We start from the raw sequence: 225 nt of genomic DNA, 5'->3' as shown, positions 1-225 counted from the left end.
CAGCTTCAAAATCATTACAAACTGAGGGAAAAATTATTTTCAGTGCGTCCAATATCTGTTTGGTAAATACGTATCGTGTGTACTTAGTGGCAAAGACCAAATGAATATGCAAATTCAAAAGACATTATCTGTCGTATCTGATATTAGTATCTAAGCCCATGACCAAATTTTAATTTGCCAAGGAAGTCAGGAAACAAAGATGCAGATAAGACGAGCTTTTAGATT

General features: G+C 34.2%; 1 protein-coding gene. It reads right to left on the bottom strand.

Annotated elements, in window-relative coordinates; translation table 11 throughout:
• The coding region (locus ACYQ4O_RS13230; RefSeq protein ID WP_460175905.1) for a transposase at positions 1 to 112 on the bottom strand (112 nt) is incomplete at its 3' end.
• Between the last annotated feature and the right edge of the window lie 113 nt (positions 113 to 225).

Source organism: Turicimonas sp. TL08, from assembly GCF_054660695.1.
The sequence above is the reverse complement of the archived record's forward strand: the minus strand, read 5'-3'. Positions and strand labels throughout refer to the sequence as shown.